14 protein-coding genes, 2 tRNA genes and 1 rRNA gene are annotated in these 15,016 nt (G+C 38.4%); 5 read left to right on the top strand and 12 right to left on the bottom strand.

Annotated features, from left to right (window positions below; translation table 11 throughout):
- Nucleotides 1-18: 18 nt before the first annotated feature.
- Entirely contained in the window at nucleotides 19-708 is a 690-nt protein-coding gene (locus LLF28_05845; protein ID MCE5194964.1) for a response regulator, read from the bottom strand.
- A gap of 147 nt (nucleotides 709-855) precedes the next feature.
- Here LLF28_05845 and feoB point away from each other — a divergent pair, with 147 nt between their 5' ends.
- Both feoB and LLF28_05835 read left to right on the top strand, forming a co-directional pair.
- Nucleotides 856-2,802: a ferrous iron transport protein B gene (feoB, locus tag LLF28_05840; protein ID MCE5194963.1), complete on the top strand. Its 1,947-nt coding sequence runs from the start codon at nucleotides 856-858 to the stop codon at nucleotides 2,800-2,802.
- A gap of 2 nt (nucleotides 2,803-2,804) precedes the next feature.
- On the top strand, nucleotides 2,805-3,233 hold the full coding sequence (locus LLF28_05835; protein ID MCE5194962.1) for a transcriptional repressor: 429 nt from the start codon (nucleotides 2,805-2,807) through the stop codon (nucleotides 3,231-3,233).
- Between the two features lie 3 nt (nucleotides 3,234-3,236).
- On the opposite strand, the gene LLF28_05830 is transcribed toward LLF28_05835, so the two are convergent.
- From LLF28_05830 to LLF28_05805, 6 genes are read right to left on the bottom strand one after another with little or no spacing between them, the layout of a single operon-like run.
- Nucleotides 3,237-3,488: a YkgJ family cysteine cluster protein gene (locus LLF28_05830; protein ID MCE5194961.1), complete on the bottom strand. Its 252-nt coding sequence runs from the start codon at nucleotides 3,486-3,488 to the stop codon at nucleotides 3,237-3,239.
- A gap of 1 nt (nucleotide 3,489) precedes the next feature.
- Complete coding sequence (locus tag LLF28_05825) at nucleotides 3,490-3,906, bottom strand: hydrogenase 3 maturation endopeptidase HyCI (protein ID MCE5194960.1); 417 nt, start codon at nucleotides 3,904-3,906, stop codon at nucleotides 3,490-3,492.
- A 40-nt stretch (nucleotides 3,907-3,946) separates the two neighbouring features.
- On the bottom strand, nucleotides 3,947-5,275 hold the full coding sequence (locus LLF28_05820; protein ID MCE5194959.1) for a Ni/Fe hydrogenase subunit alpha: 1,329 nt from the start codon (nucleotides 5,273-5,275) through the stop codon (nucleotides 3,947-3,949).
- Nucleotides 5,268-6,017, bottom strand: coding sequence for a hypothetical protein (locus LLF28_05815; GenBank protein MCE5194958.1), 750 nt, complete (start codon nucleotides 6,015-6,017; stop codon nucleotides 5,268-5,270). The genes LLF28_05820 and LLF28_05815 overlap by 8 nt, the downstream gene beginning before the upstream one ends.
- Nucleotides 6,017-6,853 (bottom strand): FAD/NAD(P)-binding protein, encoded by an 837-nt coding sequence (locus tag LLF28_05810; protein ID MCE5194957.1) that lies wholly within the window; start codon nucleotides 6,851-6,853, stop codon nucleotides 6,017-6,019. Before LLF28_05810 ends, LLF28_05815 begins: the two co-directional genes overlap by 1 nt.
- Nucleotides 6,835-7,902 (bottom strand): 4Fe-4S dicluster domain-containing protein, encoded by a 1,068-nt coding sequence (locus LLF28_05805; protein MCE5194956.1) that lies wholly within the window; start codon nucleotides 7,900-7,902, stop codon nucleotides 6,835-6,837. Before LLF28_05805 ends, LLF28_05810 begins: the two co-directional genes overlap by 19 nt.
- Nucleotides 7,903-8,094: 192 nt before the next feature.
- On the opposite strand from LLF28_05805, the gene LLF28_05800 reads away from it, so the two are divergent.
- A complete protein-coding gene (locus LLF28_05800; GenBank protein MCE5194955.1) occupies nucleotides 8,095-8,616 on the top strand; it encodes a YkgJ family cysteine cluster protein in 522 nt (173 codons plus the stop codon).
- 181 nt (nucleotides 8,617-8,797) lie between these two features.
- Nucleotides 8,798-8,959, top strand: coding sequence for a hypothetical protein (locus LLF28_05795; GenBank protein MCE5194954.1), 162 nt, complete (start codon nucleotides 8,798-8,800; stop codon nucleotides 8,957-8,959).
- Between the two features lie 97 nt (nucleotides 8,960-9,056).
- Here the strand turns inward: LLF28_05795 and LLF28_05790 are convergent, their stop codons facing one another.
- The 5 genes from LLF28_05790 to LLF28_05770 all read right to left on the bottom strand — a co-directional run bounded on the left by LLF28_05790 (nucleotide 9,057) and on the right by LLF28_05770 (nucleotide 13,155).
- Nucleotides 9,057-10,991 carry a CHASE2 domain-containing protein gene (locus tag LLF28_05790; protein ID MCE5194953.1) on the bottom strand — a complete coding sequence of 645 codons (1,935 nt, stop codon included), beginning with the start codon at nucleotides 10,989-10,991 and terminating at the stop codon, nucleotides 9,057-9,059.
- A 36-nt stretch (nucleotides 10,992-11,027) separates the two neighbouring features.
- Nucleotides 11,028-12,677: a FecR domain-containing protein gene (locus LLF28_05785; protein MCE5194952.1), complete on the bottom strand. Its 1,650-nt coding sequence runs from the start codon at nucleotides 12,675-12,677 to the stop codon at nucleotides 11,028-11,030.
- Between the two features lie 139 nt (nucleotides 12,678-12,816).
- Nucleotides 12,817-12,933: ribosomal RNA gene (gene rrf, locus LLF28_05780) — 5S ribosomal RNA — on the bottom strand.
- 55 nt (nucleotides 12,934-12,988) lie between these two features.
- A tRNA-Ala gene (locus tag LLF28_05775) sits at nucleotides 12,989-13,064 on the bottom strand.
- 14 nt (nucleotides 13,065-13,078) lie between these two features.
- A tRNA-Ile gene (locus tag LLF28_05770) sits at nucleotides 13,079-13,155 on the bottom strand.
- A gap of 182 nt (nucleotides 13,156-13,337) precedes the next feature.
- Between LLF28_05770 and argS the strand changes: the two genes are divergently transcribed.
- Complete coding sequence (argS, locus tag LLF28_05765) at nucleotides 13,338-14,978, top strand: arginine--tRNA ligase (protein ID MCE5194951.1); 1,641 nt, start codon at nucleotides 13,338-13,340, stop codon at nucleotides 14,976-14,978.
- Nucleotides 14,979-15,016 lie beyond the last annotated feature (38 nt).

Here is a 15,016-nt window from a genome sequence, read left to right as displayed (position 1 = left end):
TGTTCCACGTGGAACAATTTATTTATCAGAGGATGTATGATGAGTTTTTATGTATTCTTCAATGGCTAATTTATTGAGATTGCTTATATTGGTGAATCTTATTCCATACTGATACATGCCAGCGCCATTTTTTTTCATTACTCTTGCTACTTCACCCTTAAAAGAAACAGATGTTTTGTCAGGTAAAAAGAATGAACAGCTTATAACATCACTTATCGGCAGCGACAGTTCAGTTTCTATTAATATGCCGGTTGAGCTTAGGTTTACAGAAAAAGCGGAAAAATTAAAACTATTAGACATGCCTTCAATTTTTATTTTTGCAAGTGCCCTAAAATTCTTTCTTTCAGATACTACGAGCAGAATGGTAGCCTTTTCTACTAGTGACTGCGCTTTAATAGGCTTTGTTATATAATCGTTTGCTCCGCATTTCTTGCAACGTTCGATATCTTTTTCATTGGGTCTTGTTACCATTAAAATTGACACACTTTTTAGGTTTGAATTTTTTCGGATTTCAGAACAAAGCTCGTCACCTGACATTCCCGGCATATCAAGATCAATTATCATTAGATCTGCGCCAAGTTCCTTATGTATTTCGAGTGCATCTATTCCAGATGTTGCGGTCAGTATCTGGAAATCAGAGCGACACAGAATATTTTTTTGCTGTTCTATAAAAGGCTTTAGATCATCAACAATCAGTATTTTTTTCATATTATTTTCCTTGTGCACCAATAATTTAAGGTTTAATAATTATAACTTACTTGCTGTGCCATTTAAAGCGAATTGACAAGCCAATGTTATGTTGCGTATTATTGTAATTGAGACTCAATCTCAATTAAAGGATTAGTAACAGATAAAATGGCTATGAAGAACAATAAAATAGTTCTTGTGGGAAACCCTAATGTTGGCAAAAGCGTTATATTCGGCCTTCTTACAAAAAAATATGTAACAGTATCAAATTACCCCGGGACTACTGTCGAGGTCTCATATGGTGATATGAAACTCGACGACAAAGAATATATTGTTCTTGATACTCCAGGCACAAACAGTCTTATTCCAATGAGCGAGGACGAAAAAGTCACTAGAGATATGCTGTTAAAAGAAAGGCCTAGTTGTGTTGTGCAGGTTGCTGATACAAAAAATCTCCGCAGATCATTGCTTGTGACAATACAGCTTGCAGAGATGGGATTGCCATTAGTACTTGTATTGAACATGGAGGATGAAGCTCGAGATAGAGGGATAGCTATTAATACAAAAGATTTAAGCGCAATCAGCGGGGTTAAGGTTATAAGTACGATAGCGCCGCAGAGAAAAGGAATAAAGGAAATAAAAAACGCCATTAAAAGTCCTTCTCTCCCAACTCTAAAGATTAAATATGATTCAATAGTTGAAGAATATACAGAAAAAATATCTGCTTGTCTTCCTGAGTCGAACATATCAAAAAAAGCTGTTGCCTTGATGATCCTTGCCGGAGATGGAAGCCTCAAGGACTGGCTCGTAACAAATATCGCAGCTGAAAAAATAAAAAAGATAGAGATTCTTAGAGATGAATGCCAGTTAAAAGTGAAAGAGCCCATAAGCATTTTAATAACTCAGAGACGTCTTGAAATAGCAGAAGAAATTACAGAAAAAGTATTAAAAAGAATTCCATATAATGCAAACAATACTGCATCTTTTCTAGGAAGAATAAGCATGCATCCGGTATGGGGGATTCCAGTTTTACTGGCTGTTTTATTCGGACTTTATGAGTTCGTCGGAGTTTTTGGCGCAGGAACTCTGGTTAGTTTTTTAGAAAAAACTATTTTTGAAAATTATATTAACCCAATGGCAAAAAGTGTTGTGGAACTGTTTATCCCCTCTAAGCTTCTTCAGGAAATATTTGTTGGTGAATATGGACTAATTACTGTTGCTCTAACCTATGCGATCGCTATTATACTTCCCATAACAGCAACCTTTTTTATTGCATTTGCAATACTTGAAGACAGCGGTTATCTTCCAAGACTTGCAATAATGAGCAACAGAGTTTTTAATTTTATGGGATTAAACGGCAAGGCAGTGTTGCCTATGGTTCTGGGATTGGGCTGCGGCACAATGGCAGTCATGACATCGAGGATACTCGAGACAAAAAGAGAAAGAATAATCACAACATTTCTGCTTGCACTTGCAGTTCCATGCTCTGCACAGATAGGCGTTATACTTGGGATGCTCGGCGCTTTATCTTTCAAGGCGATGCTTGTATGGTCTGGTGTTGTGCTTGGAACGCTTTTACTCTCAGGATATCTTGCGTCAAAGATTGTGAAAGGCGAGAGAACAGAATTTTTTCTTGAGATACCGCCCATAAGAAGACCTAATATTATGAACATGCTTGTTAAAACCACTGGAAGAATTGAATGGTATCTAAAGGAGGCTGTCCCTTTATTCATGCTTGGAACTTTTATGCTCTTTTTAATGCACAAATTCAATCTTATCTATAAACTTGAAATGTTGACCAGACCTGTTATTACTAGTTTTGTCGGACTGCCGGAGAAAACAACAGCGGCGTTTATACTAGGGTTTCTTAGAAGAGATTATGGTGCAGCTGGTCTTTTTACAATGGCAAAAAATGGAGAACTTGATCCTGTTCAGTCAGTGGTCAGCCTTGTAACAATAACACTTTTTATCCCGTGTCTTGCAAATCTTTTTATGACAATTAAAGAAAGAGGAATAAAAACAGCTCTGGCCATAGTTGCAATAGTTTTTCCAACAGCATTTGCTGTAGGAGGACTGCTTAATTTTATTCTTAGAACCCTTAATGTGAGTTTTTGAATATGGAAGAAAAAGTATTCAGGGAATTTTTGGATAAAAAAGGACTTAAATACACACAAGAGAGAGAGGCTGTCCTAAGGGAGGTTTTTTCGAATCATAATCACTTTGATCCGGAAGAAATCCTTATAAAGATGAGGCAGAAAGGAATAAGAGTTTCAAGGGCGTCAATTTACAGAACTCTGCCTTTGATGATCGAATGCGGACTTGTTGGAATAGTTGGGAAGACCGATAAACAGACTTTTTATGAACACACATTCGGGCATGAACATCATGATCATGTGATATGCATAGGCTGCGGAAAGGTTATATCAATTTTTTCAGAAAAGATTGAAGAGCTTCAGGCAAAACTCTGCAAGGATAAAAACTTTATCCCTGTTACTCACACCCTTGAGATTAAAGGTTATTGCTCAAAGTGCAATAAGAAAAAATAAAAATCATTTTGTAAGGCTTTCAAGAATCGAAAGTGAACTGATCGCCTCATCACGCGACGAACCGCATGTTTCATAAGATGCCTGAAAAGATTTGCATACCTTTGGACGTTCAGGATTTTCATAAATCCCGCAGAAACAATCACCAGTTAGATGGAGGCATCTAACACCGGCTGGTTTGCCTTCAGGCATGCCAGGGATTGGTGATGATATGGAAGGTGCAATACAGCAGGCTCCGCAGCCTTTTCTGCATTTCATTTTATTCACTGTTCAGATAACCGATTAATTCATCGGCAGATTTTTTTACCTCTTCAGAGAGACTTTTGCCTAATCGTGTATTTTTTGCCTGAATTCCCAGAAAGTAAACTTTTGCGTTAGTATCATCCGCTATAATTTTAGCTAGAGCATTCAAAGGAAAAGCATGGGTTGTCAGTATTGTATGTGAAATATCTTCTTCCTTGATTATATGTAGTTCTCCATGTGTTCCTTCAAAATGTGCGGCATCTATAATTATCACTTTTTTCGGGTTAAGCTCAACAGCCTGATCAATGATAGCCTCAGGTCTTTCACCTGCATCCATGATTTTAATTTTGGGGTTGGGGTTTTTAAGATTTTCTGATATGTAGGGACCAACGCCGTCATCTGCTCTAAGAGAATTGCCTACAGTGATTATCAACAGAATCCCAGATTCCGGCGTTTTAAAAAGGTCTTTTATTTTATCTGTTAACAAATTTAACGTTAAGAAGATGTGTTGAGCATGAGATGCAAGGATCATATGCGCGAACAAGCATTTCTAGCGCAAGAGTTATCTCTTCGTCTTTTTTATTAATAATCTCAGGCACAAGTTTTTCCATGTCATGCTCTATATTGTTAACGTTCTGGTTTGTGGGTATGATGCAGTTAGCATTAACAATTTTCCCCTGTGCATCAAGCTCATAGTTATGGAATAAAATACCTCGCGGCACTTCAATAGCGCCAACACCATTGCCTGCCCTGACAGGTATATTGCCTTTTTCATTCAGTCCAACAAGAATTTCTTCTTCGTATTTAATGCCGTTTTTCTTTAACCCCTCGATAATTGAAATAGCATCTTCAAGGCAGTGAACGCTCTCTATAAGCTGGGCAGCAGTGTTAAGATATGGATTAATACACTTAGGTTTCATTTTAAGAGTTTTTGCTGCAGCTTTAGCCTTAGGAAGAAGTTTTTCAAAGTTAAGGTTGAATCTTGCAAGCGCACCAACAGCATAAGATTTACGGCTTAGTTTTGTATGTTTTGCCGATGAGTGGGAAACAACAAATTCATTTGTTATTTTTTTGTAATCCTTGGGCTTCATCCTCACCCCATCAGTTGAACCTATGTCTCCCATGAGAAGAGGATATTCATTTGTGTCATTAACGAGGCCGACATATTCGGTATCCCTTTCAAATTCAGGAAATTTCACAGAAGACATTAACTCTACGGTTGCTTCCATATCTGGTCTCATTGCAGTAAGCATCTGGAGCATTGTGTCAAGATCCTTTGGCTTAGGAAGCTTTGTGAACCCTCCGACAATTGCAGATATTGGATGAACATGTCTGCCGACTAGGATGTCACAGACATCATTACATGTTTTTTTCATCCTTAACGCCCTTCTGACAACCTTATTGTGTGAGTCTATCAAAGGAACAAAACTCTTTACGCCGAGAAGATCAGGAGCAACAAGAAGGTATATGTGCAGGATGTGACTGTCCAGCATCTCATAATGCAACAAAAGTTTTCTTAATTTAAGAGTCTGTTCAGACGGGGTTATGCCTAACGCATCTTCTGCGGCCTGAATAGACGCAAGTGTGTGTCCACACGAGCATATTCCGCATATTCTGCTTGTGATATGCTGTGCTTCAAAAACAGAACGGCCTCTGAGCATGCCTTCGAACAAACGTGGAGCTTCAACTATATCAAGTCTGCATGTTTCTAGTTTGCCTTCTTTTACGTTAACAACAATATTCCCATGTCCTTCAACTCTTGTCAGGTACTCTACATTTATATCGATATTCCGTTTATTCATTTTTGTTCAGCTCCCTGCATTTGTTATACATATTCATTTTATTTGTTATAAATTCTACTGGTATATTGTGTTTTGCAAGCACATCTTTTGCGCTTTTTTCATTTGGATTTGAGATCATTCCGCGGCATCCATAACAAATATTCCCGTTATTTATGCACCATGAATTGCATCCTGCCTTTGTAACAGGGCCAAGGCAGGAAACTCCTCGGTCGTACATGCAGATATTTTCATTAAGTTTGCATTCAACACAAATAGGATAATCAGGCACATAATAAGGAATGCTTCGCAGCGCTGCCTTTACAACAGTTAAAAATTCGGGCACGTAAACAGGACAGCCATTCACAAAATAATCAACCTTAACTACCTGATTAACTGCTTGTGTTTTTTCTGTCGGGAAGAATTTGAAGTCTTTGCCATAAACATAGTTTCTAATCTCATCGAGATCAAAAGCATTCTTCATTCCATTGACACCTCCGATAGTTGCGCAGGAGCCGTATGCAATCAAAACCTTTGCTCTTTTTCTTATTTCTTTGATTCTTTCAACAGCATTCTTGTTGGTAATGCTTCCTTCAATAATAGCAACATCAATGTCTTTATCCCATTTTTCTGACATAACTTCGCGAAACTCTACTACATCTATTACACCCAAAACATCCAGCAATGCTTCACCTATATTTGCCACCTGAAGCTGGCACCCTTCACAACAGGCAAAATCAAAAAAAGCTACTTTTGGTTTTTTCATTAGAATGCCTCGCTCAAATCTTTGATTTTTTCATAATTGAAAACAGGTCCATCCTGACAGCAGTATATTCCTTGTATCTGACAGCGGCCGCATTTGCCCATTCCGCATTTCATATGGCGTTCAAAAGATACAAGAATCTGTCTTTCAGGGATGTTTTTTGCCAGAAGTTCTTTTATCACAAATTTATACATCACAGGAGGACCGACTACCACTGCAAATGTTCTTTCTGGCTCTATATCAACACCGGGAAGCAATGTAGTAATAAGCCCTACATTTCCTGCCCAATCCGGAGCTGCATTGTCTACAGTACATTCATAGTGAACATCCATACGCTTTTGCCATTCGCCGAGTTCGTCAACAAACAGCATGTCATTTGGAGATTTACAGCCAAGCAGTATATGAACGTTTCCAAAATCTCTTCTATTATCCAAAACATAATTTATAAGAGAACGAAGAGGCGCTATTCCTAATCCTCCGGCTACAATCAACAGATCATTTCCCTCAAGTATCCTTATGGGGAACCCTACACCGTAGGGTCCTCTTACTCCTATTACATCGCCTGCCTCAAGCTTATGCAAAGAGCGGGTAACCTTGCCAACCGCCCTTACGCATAAATCAAATGAGCCTCTTCTTGACGGTGATGAACATACAGAAACAGGAACTTCCCCAACGCCTACAACTGAAACCATAATAAACTGACCCGGTTCATGGTCAAGGCTTTCTCCGCCTTCTAGCACAAGATGAAAGAACTTTTCATGCGGAGTCATCTGTGTGACTTTTATTATCTGGGCTTTTTTGGGAATGTATTTGGAATCTTTTATAGCCACTTTATCCATAGCTTGTTCACTCTCTCCTTTATCAAGTTGTTCAGAGTTTCTTTGAGACTGATCCCTGCCATGCATGTTCTGGTGCATCTTCCGCATCCAGTGCAAAAGAATCTTGAAAATTTACTGACAGGATATTTGAATTTTCTGTAATAACGATGTTTCTGCCTTGCAGCCCTGGACTTTCTGAAATTTTCACCGCCTGCTACAAGAGCAAATGGGTCAAGCTGGCATGAATACCATTTTCGATAACGCTTGCCGCTCTTAAGATCCAAATTTACCTCGTCAATAATATCAAAACAGTAACAGGTCGGACATACATTTGTGCAGTTTCCGCAAGAAAGACATCTCTCTCCAACCTCTTCCCATACAGGACTTTCAAAAGACTTATCAAAAAGCTCTGCAATATCGCGCGATTCAATCGGGATTTCATTTTTAAAAATATTTTTTTTCTTTTCACGAAGGTTAACCAAATCCTGCATATTCTCTTTTGCAATAGGCTCGAAAAACTTTGTCTGTTCTATTATCTCATCGCCTGCATGAGTATTTATATGCACAATGAAATAGTCGCCAACGTCTGAGAAGAATAAGTCATATCCTCCATTAGGCACATTTGCGTTAACAAGGTTGCAGCTTGCATGCTCATCGCAATATTCATTGCAGCCGAGCCCTATGATGTTTATCTTGTACTTTCTTGTGAGATAATTATAATCCTTTGGTCTTTCAGAAAATACCATGTTAAGACACTGAATTCCTGCTAGGTCGCAGGTATGAACTCCGAAGAGCACCATCTTTTCCTGCTCAACAATTGCCTGCATCTCAAGCCCTTTTGCCTGATCGAACTCAACAAGTGGTTCTCTCTGAGGCATGAAGAATTTTTTTGGAGGCAGCACTGTTGGAATATATTTTAGAGAAATCTGGTCCCCTGATGTGACTTCCTCAAAGACGAAACTCTTGTTACCTTTTGCAACAGGCGCCATTACCTTCTGCGTCTTTGCGAGCTGAGAGATAAAACCGTTAAAGTTTTCCTTCCTAAGGATCATGAACTGCACATCTTTCATAAGTTCCTCTTCCCAATCTTTAGTTGAATTAGCTGAAAAATTTAAAAACAGCAAATTAAAACGACTGATAAATATATAAGACTATTTAATCGATTGTCAATGAAGAATTAGGTTTTTACAATTTTGTTAAATTTATAGTGCCATTAATTCAGCTTATAGCCTTGTTGTTAAATTTTTGATAGAATTAAGATTATGCACAAGAAAATAAAAGCACTAAAAACAATAGATGATTTTTACAATGAATTAGACATTTTTGTCAAAAAACTTCATGAGATTCACAGGCAAAGACTTAGTTGCAAGTATGGATGCAGTTCATGCTGCATGGATGATATTACTGTTTTTGAAATTGAGGCAGAAAACATAAAAAGCAATTATAAATATCTGCTCAAAAGTGGAAAGCCTTATCCTGAAGGCAAGTGTGCGTTTCTGGACGAGAAAGAAGGATGTAGAATTTATGAACATCGGCCTTATGTCTGCAGAACACAAGGACTTCCATTGCGCTGGATTGATTATGGAGATAATGATGAGTTTGTGGAAATGAGAGATATCTGTTCTTTAAATGAAAAAAGAATTAATCTTGAGGAATTAAAAGAAGATGAATGCTGGAATATCGGACCATTCGAGAAAAAAATGGCAGAACTTCAGCAGGCTTTATCATGTGGACAGGAAATGAAGCGTGCAGCTTTAAGAAGTCTTTTCATAAAAAAAGACTGAATTTTTTAAAGAAATCTGTTTCTGCTGGTATTTTTCGTTGACAACCTTGCCTTAAATTGAAGTATAATATCAAGTTTTGTGCAGCTTCCAGGCAGTCCTCAGTGCCTCTAAAAAGTCTGCAAAAAAAAAACGAGCGCAAGCTCTGAAAATTTAAGTTAATAATTTAAAGGAGGGTTTTACTATGGCTGGAGAAAAAGTTAAGTCCAAGACTGACGTATCAGCAAGAGCTGAGAACAAGAGCAAGGGACAGTTATGCAGTCTCTGCGGCAAAAAGATTGAGGTAGTTCTTTCAGTTTCTTCTACTGGGAGAAAGTCAATGAAGCGTCTCTGCTGCGCAAATTAACTATATGTTACTAGGTTAGCATTAACGGGGATAAATGTGATTATAGCATTGGAATTGATTACAATAGTAACAGATAAACCTATCCTTGTTATTAAGTTTAACTAACATTAGGATATTTATTGAATATCCCCTCGAACACCCCGGCAGATTCTATAAATGCGCGCAGAACCTGCGGATCAAAATGCTCCGGACTTGTTCTCTCATTGCCTTTTGTAATAATAGCTAAGGTTTCCTGATGAGAATAAGCGGGTTTGTAAGGTCTTTTGCTTCTTAGTGCATCGTAACAGTCACATAAAATAAGGATCCTAGCCTCAATCGGAATTTTTTCCCCATTCAGGTGGTTTGGGTACCCTGTCCCATCCCATCTCTCATGATGATTAAGAGCAATCACTGCTGACATCTGAATTTTAGGATAAAGAGAGTCAGCAAGTATTCGTTCACCCAGAACGCAATGGGTTTTCATTATCTCCATTTCTTCTCTAGTAAGTTTGTCGGGTTTCAGCAGTATCTTGTCAGGAATGCCTAATTTGCCTATATCATGCATCGCACTTGCAAACTCAATGGTCTCGATAAAATTATTCGGCATTCTTAGCGCCTCGGACAGATGTTTAGCGTATAAACTTACTCTAACTATATGCTCACCGGTTCCACCTTCTTTGCATTCAACTGCTTTTGTCAGTCTCAATATCATCTCATTACTAAGGTTGCTTATCATGGAAATTGCTTGGGATAATTCATGGGTTCTTTTTTGAACAGTATCTTCGAGCTTTTGTTCATATAAGCGCTCTAATGATAAAAGAGTCTCTATCTTAGAATTTATTCCGCCGACAGAAAAGAGACCTCGAAATCCTTTGCCGTGAACTATCTTGGCTTTTTCAGTTGTATTAGTTGCTAAGAGAGAGTTAATCATTGAATGTTCTTCGTCAAGCTTTTTTGCAGCGCTGTTTAATTTATAAAGATAAATAAACATAAACGTGAGACTGAATGAGGAATAGAAAAGTGACGGGTTCATCCATATATTTTTAACAGAAAAAAGAAGATAAACAGCAATGCTTGTCAGAAAGAGGCTTAGAAACCAGAATATGAATATCCACTTTTCTTTGAATTTCATTAGTAGAAAGAACATAAACAAAGAGAAGAATATCACAATTAAACCGAGTAGTATTATGGGTACGTCTTTAATTGAATTGTTATCTAAAAGATTGTTCAAAGCATTTGCAAATACTTCTACTCCGGGCATTGTATTTCTTTCTTGGCTGAAAGGAGTGTGTTTGTCGTCAGCGATCCCAGGCGCTGTCACACCTACTAGAACAATTTTATCCAAAAAGAAACTTGGAGAATATTTTTCACTAACAACATCTGCCATCGAAACCCTCTGGAATTGTCCTGCTGGCCCGTAATAATTTATTTTTTTAAAATCCTGTTGCAGCAAGCTTAAGCCCTTTTTGCTTCTCGCAGTCTGTGCAGGGATTTTTTCACGCGCAAAATACCCTCTGTCTGATTCATATATAACAGATGTCAAAGAAGGGATAGCAGCCTCTTTGTGGTAAATTGTGTGATATATTGAGTTTGCTAAACCGTTAATCCCAAGTTCTATATGCACATGCCCTGCCTTATACGAACTAAGAAGAGGCGATGAATATTCTATATGCATGCTGTTGTCAATATAGACAGGCAGAACTGCATTTTTATGTTTTTTCATTGCTTTTTCGAGAAGATTGTCGTCTTTTGTAGGCTCAGTAAACAGGATATCGAATCCCACAACCGAAGCCTGTTCAAGATTGTCAAGCATGCGAGCATAATGTTTTCTGGGTATCGGCCACCTGCCGAATTCTTTAAGACTTTTTTCGTCAACAGCTACGATTATTATCCGCTCGGATACAGGCTTGGCTCCACGAATTCTGAAAGACATATTATAAAAATACGAATCGATCCCGTTGTAAAGACCCATGTATTCGGCAGAAAACGAAAGCGCCAGAGCCATTACTGTAGCAAAAAGAGATACGCGAAAAATTTTGAGATTAAAATTCATCGAGATAGGCCTATTATCATAATTTTATAACTTGTCTTAAAATATAATAATTATTAAAATTATAAAAGCGCTGAAAGCTCCGATGGCCTCATAAGGGAAGCTTTCTTTTATTTCAAAGCTCTGCGGCTTGGAAAAATCCGCTGGAGATCCGTCCGAAGCAATTGCACGCACTCGTACATAATATGTTCCGGGCTCAGAGGGTTTTTTTAGCGATACCTCGGGTTTTGTCACCCTCTCGTCGATAAGTATTTCCTTAAATTCCTCATTTTTTGACATCTGAACCTGATAATTGACGCCTTTCCCCATATCTGCCCAACGTATGGCAATAGCAGATTCATTAGCTTCATCGATATTTACAAGCTTAACTTGACCGGGGACGATCTCAAATTCTTGGACAACAGACCATACTCCCTCATACCCATCATTTGCAACAGAACTCATTCTAAGATAATAGCGCTTGTTATCTAATTCTACGGGTGCCAAACTCGTATCCTTGAGATCGCTTTTATCTAATACAATATTATTAAATTCTCTGTCCTCCGATATTTGAAGATGATAGTTTGCAGCATCTTTGACCTTCAGCCATTTGACCTCAACGATTCTTTCGCGTAATCTGGTTCTATGAACAGGCGCCTGAATAAGAGGCGGAAGCGGGTTAATTCTGATTTTAATCTCTTTTGGCTTTGAGGACAGTCCTTCGAGGTTGTCTGGGTCTATACTGGTAGTTGTAAGATAATATGCGCCGTCTTCTGCGCTGAAAAGTTCGAATGTTTCATGAGGTTTTATTTTTAACTCTTTAGTAATATCTTTTGCATCAATATCCCGAGAGAGCATAACTCTGTATGAAGATGCTCCATTGACTAAGTCAAACCTGAGTTGCAATGGGAATGCACGATATAAAGGAAGTAATTCTGTTGGAGCAGGAGGCTGTAATAGTTTTTTGGGTTTCGCAGGCGGAGATCCTCTTTTAACCACTGTGCCCTCGCCCTTCTTCACTGTTACCGCACTGCCTGAAGATGCAATATTTACTTTGCCTTCTAATACTTCAGCCATTGTGGAAATCTTTGGATCAAGCGACACTCTGTATTCAGTTCCCCTGACAACTGCAACAGCTGAAGGAGTATATATCTCAAAGCGGGATACGCGTCCCGTTGAAGACTTTATTTTTGCGATTACTCTTCCGGCCTGTAGTAAAAATTTCATTGCAAAGCCTGAGGGTTTCTTTTTAACTGATTCTAAACGCATTAATGTATCAGGCTTGAGCAAGAACGTTGAGCCGTCTTCAAAGGAAACTTCAAGAGAACTGTCAGATTCTGTTCGGAGAAAACTGCCCTCTTTTATATGTTCTCCTGTTTGAAGTTTCTTCCAAGGCTCTTTACCGTTTTCGCTTACCGCGGCGTCTCCGCTGAGAAATGTAACCTCTCCCTCGATAGGTTCCCCTTTCAATAGCTCGACAGGGAATTTTATTGTTTGTCCTGGGAATATTAAGTGAGGGTTTGATAGACGATTCAGCTTAGCGATTTTCCAGCACAGTTCTGGTTCGTCGAGATATATTTTGCACAGATGGTTGAGTGTATTTTTTTTCTCGACAGTAATCTCGATTACCTTGTTTTCAGCTAGGGAAAATGAGGGATGTAAAAAAAGCAAAGTTGATAATAAAATAATTAAAAAAAGGCGCATTTTCATTTGCAGTCCTTTTTACAAAAAGATTAGATCAAATCAAATATGCTTACTTCATAATTAGCATAGAGTTGTTTGAATGTCAAGAATGCAAAATGAAATCAAAAAAAGAAAACCCGAATTTTTAATTCGGGTTTTTTATTTAATCTGGCAGCGACCTACTTTCCCATGACCTCGCGGTCATAGTATCATGGGCCCTGGAGGACTTTACTTCCGTGTTCGGGATGGGAACGGGTGTTGCCCCTCCGGTAACGCTACCAGAAACTTTGATTTCTGATGAGTAAAAATATTACCACCATTGTTTTAAGAATGTCAAGTGGTGGAGGTGAACGGGATCGAACCGATGACCTCCTGCTTGCAAAGCAGGCGCTCTCCCAACTGAGCTACACCCCCTAAATGGTGCTATATGGTGGGCCTAGGTGGAATCGAACCATCGACCTCGCGCTTATCAGGCGCGCGCTCTAACCTTCTGAGCTATAGGCCCATACAGTGTCTATATTATACCCACTATCAGCCCAAAAACATTGCAACTAACACAGTTCTGAGACTGTATAAGCCTGCAAAAGTTAAATAAAATAACTTAAATGTTCTTGGCATGTCAAGTTGAAGAGAATATATGCATCCTTTGTTTGACTTTAATAATAATGAAGTTTAAACTTATCATCTATGAAAAAACAGCTAAAAGACACAATTCTTGAAGCATTTAAGAAGCTTGGTATTGATCAAGATGAAATAATAATAGAACTTCAAAGAGAAGAATCTTTTGGCGATCTATCTACGCCTGTTGCAATGACTCTCTCAAAGAATCTTAAAAAACCTCCAAAGAAAATTGCAGAAGAGATAGTAAATGCAATTGATAAAAAAAATATTTTTGAGAAAATCGAGATTGCAGGACCAGGATTTATTAATTTTACTTTCTCAAAAAATTATTTGAACTCAGAGATAAAGCAATTAATTAAAAACGGTTCGAAGTTTTTAAGAGAAGATATCGGCAAAGGTAAAAAAATCCAGATTGAGTTTGTGAGTGCGAATCCTACAGGACCTTTGCATCTCGGACATGGCAGAGGCGCTGCATTTGGAGAGGCGCTTGCAAACCTGCTTAAAGCAGGAGGTTACAAGATTGATAAGGAGTATTACATTAATGATGCCGGCAGACAGGTGCGTCTTCTTGCACTGTCAGTATTTGCAAAATATAAAGAACTGATTGGTGTAAATTATCCCTTCCCGGAAGAAGGTTACAAGGGAGAATACATAAAAGATATTGCTCAAAAAATTATTGAAAAAGAGGGAAGTAAATATTCATCTGCAACATTCGAAGAGGCAGGAGATTTTTTCACGGAGTTTTCATATAAATCTTCTCTAACAGACATTAAAAAAGATCTTGGGGATTTCGGGATAACATTTGATGTATGGCAAAGTGAAAAAGACCTTTATAAAAACGGCGAAATTGAAAAAGCAATTTATGATTTAAGAAAACATGGATATATATATGAAAAAGACGGCGCTGTCTGGTTCAGGGCAACTGACTTTGGCGATGATAAAGACAGGGTTTTAATCAAACAAGACGGGGAATACACTTATTTTGCATCTGATATTGCGTACCATAGAAAAAAGATAGAAAAAAAATTTGATGAGCTTATTGATATATGGGGAGCTGACCATCATGGTTATATAGAGCGCGTTAAGGCGGTAATCCAGGCTCTGGGTTATCCGCGAGAAAGACTCAGGGTGCTCCTTGTTCAGATGGTCTTGCTCTTAAGAAGCGGAAAGCCTGTTCAGATGTCAAAAAGAGCAGGAGAGTTTGTAACTCTAAGAGAGGTCATGGATGAGGTTGGCGCTGATACAACAAAATTCATTTTCCTGACACGAAGGTCTGACAGTCATCTTGAGTTTGACCTTGAAGTTGCAAAAGCACAGTCTTCTGAAAATCCTGTTTTTTACGTTCAGTATGCAAACGCCAGGATAAACAGCATTTATTCGCATGCGAAGACACAGGGAATAAAGATTGAGATCCCTGAGAATGCAGACATGAGCCTGTTAACAGAACCTGAAGAGATAAAAATCGTAAAGAAGCTGCTTTCATATCCTATGGTTTTTGAAGGAGCTGTTATCTCACATGAGCCGCACAGGATTACATTTTATTTACAGGAACTTGCAGGGATGTTTCATCCTTATTATCATAAATATAAAGTTGTTACAGACGAACCTGAACTTACAAATGCAAGACTTGCACTATGTGAGGCAATAAGGATTGTTCTAAGAGACAGTCTGGAAATACTGGGCTTAAGCGCTCCGGAGAGAATGTAAAAATTGACTTTTTGAATTTGAGTTTTGGTATAATAAAA

This window comes from Nitrospiraceae bacterium, from assembly GCA_021373015.1.
Lineage (GTDB): Bacteria > Nitrospirota > Thermodesulfovibrionia > Thermodesulfovibrionales > UBA1546 > JAJFTJ01.
Note: the sequence above shows the minus strand (reverse complement) of the source record. Positions and strands in the feature narration are given on the sequence as shown.

Bases quoted from the DNA above. Each gene is read 5' to 3' on its own strand.
- argS (MCE5194951.1), top strand. From the start codon at position 13,338: ATGAAAAAACAGCTAAAAGACACAATTCTTGAAGCATTTAAGAAGCTT.
- LLF28_05845 (MCE5194964.1), bottom strand. From the start codon at position 708: ATGAAAAAAATACTGATTGTTGATGATCTAAAGCCTTTTATAGAACAG.
- feoB (MCE5194963.1), top strand. From the start codon at position 856: ATGGCTATGAAGAACAATAAAATAGTTCTTGTGGGAAACCCTAATGTT.
- LLF28_05800 (MCE5194955.1), top strand. From the start codon at position 8,095: ATGCACAAGAAAATAAAAGCACTAAAAACAATAGATGATTTTTACAAT.
- LLF28_05830 (MCE5194961.1), bottom strand. From the start codon at position 3,488: ATGAAATGCAGAAAAGGCTGCGGAGCCTGCTGTATTGCACCTTCCATA.
- LLF28_05785 (MCE5194952.1), bottom strand. From the start codon at position 12,677: ATGAAAATGCGCCTTTTTTTAATTATTTTATTATCAACTTTGCTTTTT.
- LLF28_05810 (MCE5194957.1), bottom strand. From the start codon at position 6,853: ATGGATAAAGTGGCTATAAAAGATTCCAAATACATTCCCAAAAAAGCC.
- LLF28_05790 (MCE5194953.1), bottom strand. From the start codon at position 10,991: ATGAATTTTAATCTCAAAATTTTTCGCGTATCTCTTTTTGCTACAGTA.
- LLF28_05835 (MCE5194962.1), top strand. From the start codon at position 2,805: ATGGAAGAAAAAGTATTCAGGGAATTTTTGGATAAAAAAGGACTTAAA.
- LLF28_05795 (MCE5194954.1), top strand. From the start codon at position 8,798: ATGGCTGGAGAAAAAGTTAAGTCCAAGACTGACGTATCAGCAAGAGCT.
- LLF28_05805 (MCE5194956.1), bottom strand. From the start codon at position 7,902: ATGAAAGATGTGCAGTTCATGATCCTTAGGAAGGAAAACTTTAACGGT.
- LLF28_05815 (MCE5194958.1), bottom strand. From the start codon at position 6,017: ATGAAAAAACCAAAAGTAGCTTTTTTTGATTTTGCCTGTTGTGAAGGG.
- LLF28_05820 (MCE5194959.1), bottom strand. From the start codon at position 5,275: ATGAATAAACGGAATATCGATATAAATGTAGAGTACCTGACAAGAGTT.